Annotated in this window: 3 protein-coding genes and 1 pseudogene; all 4 read right to left on the bottom strand. The window is 40.4% G+C overall.

All coding sequences use genetic code 11. The annotated features are described in order from the left end of the window. The coding region (locus ABLA85_RS18295) for a hypothetical protein (protein ID WP_367965754.1) at positions 1-485 on the bottom strand (485 nt) is incomplete at its 3' end. 152 nt (positions 486-637) lie between these two features. Beyond that, the gene (locus ABLA85_RS18290) at positions 638-949 is read right to left on the bottom strand and encodes a hypothetical protein (protein WP_367965753.1); all 312 of its coding nucleotides are present in this window, start codon (positions 947-949) and stop codon (positions 638-640) included. Positions 950-963: 14 nt separating this feature from the next. Next, complete coding sequence (locus tag ABLA85_RS18285) at positions 964-1272, bottom strand: hypothetical protein (RefSeq protein WP_367965752.1); 309 nt, start codon at positions 1270-1272, stop codon at positions 964-966. Beyond that, positions 1269-1622, bottom strand: a pseudogene (locus tag ABLA85_RS18280) (hypothetical protein); the annotation flags it as partial. The gene ABLA85_RS18285 and the pseudogene ABLA85_RS18280, both read right to left, overlap by 4 nt.

Here is a 1622-nt window from a genome sequence, read left to right as displayed (position 1 = left end):
CTGCATGATGGGAGTATGGGCCATTTGCACACCGGGTTAATAACCAAGGGATGGTATTCCTTAGTAAGCTCCCAGCCCCCTTTACGCCACTGATCTTGTAAATCCAGTACAATTTTGATCGCATCGTCATAGAGTAACGGCTCAACTTGTGGAGACATGCGCACGCTCTCGATCAGTCCTTTATTATAGGAAACAGTAAAAAACCGTGCAGGGGGAGTAATAAATCCGTATTTCGGATCGGTAAAGCGTAAGCGTGCATCCGTTTTTGAAACTCTGAACCCGATGCTATTATCATAGGGTGGGCTAATTTTAGCGCTGGAGCGTTGCCGCATCGCCTCGTAAGGTTCGCCAATCACCAAGGCTATCTCGGCTGGTTCGCGGGAATGAAAGGTATGGTAGAGATAAGCGGCGGTTAAACTCAGTATGATTAATAGTGCCAATATTAAATGCCTGCGTTGTTGCCCCATTCCTTGTAACAGATTTATTTGATACCTCCATTTGAAGCAATCTGTTCTATAGATTCGTTTATCAAATTTCGTTTACTATCTGTAGCACTTTGTCGGGATACGTTTTATATCCCTTGTCCATAGTTAGGCAAAGGATATACTTCGATTCTTTCTAAACAGTAAAGGCGGGTTTAAGGATAAAAATCGACCCATGGCTTAGCTATCGAAAGTGTGATCAAATATCGCTCTTCGTTAGGGTGTCGATCATCTTTAAAACGTCTTAAATTCAGCATAATTTGATACTTATCTCCTGCTTGCCAATAGGTCGTTCCAGCTCCGTTTTTCATACGGCGAAGGGTATCATGCCATTCTAGTGTATCTGCTAATGCAGGAAATCCCTTAGCTTGAGTAAGTACCCAACCCGATTTACGCCACTGGTTCTGTAAATTCAACACTATCTTAATTGCATCATCATAAAGTAACGGTTCGATTTGTGGAGACATACGAACACTTTCAATTATTCCTTTATTATATGAAACAGTAAAAAATCGAGCGATTGGCGTAACAAACCCATATTCTGGGTCAGTAAAGCGTAAGCGCGCATCCGTTTTTGGGTGTTGTACCAGATTTTTCCAGAAAGATCGGGATCAATAGCAACACTAGAACGTTGTCGCATCTCCTCGTAAGGTTCACCAATAACCAAGGAGATTTCAGGTTTAGTGGAATAGAAATAATGATAGAGATAGATACCAGCCAATCCTAGAATGACAAATAAAACTAAGATTAAACTACCGTATCGCCAATTCATACGTTGTAAGAGATTCATTTTACACTTCCCCATGACGCAATATCTTGTAGAGACTTTTCGATCACAGGTCGTTTACTACTATTTAGTAGTTTATCAAAGCGATCTGCTGCATTAAGTACGAAAGGCATACGCTGATCTTCATTGGCGAGATTCGCTATCTCATCGCTAAATTTAATAGTTCTTTCATTATCAATAAATTGACATTGGCTAGCCAATGTCAATTCAACAGGTTGCGCGACATTGTCAGGCAAAAGGTTTGTAACATAGGATAATTGGTTACCCCATAAAAACACCACTAATTGCTTATCGCTGTACATTGTATTTTGTAAAACATTAATTTGTTCATGCCTAGATAGTGTCGTCATGAA

It is taken from the genome of Xenorhabdus sp. SGI246, assembly GCF_040838225.1.
Taxonomy (GTDB): domain Bacteria; phylum Pseudomonadota; class Gammaproteobacteria; order Enterobacterales; family Enterobacteriaceae; genus Xenorhabdus; species Xenorhabdus indica.
The sequence above is the reverse complement of the archived record's forward strand: the minus strand, read 5'-3'. Positions and strand labels throughout refer to the sequence as shown.

Excerpts from the sequence above, each read along its gene's own strand:
- ABLA85_RS18285 (WP_367965752.1), bottom strand. The coding sequence starts at position 1,272 with ATGAATCTCTTACAACGTATGAATTGGCGATACGGTAGTTTAATCTTA.
- ABLA85_RS18290 (WP_367965753.1), bottom strand. The coding sequence starts at position 949 with ATGTCTCCACAAATCGAACCGTTACTTTATGATGATGCAATTAAGATA.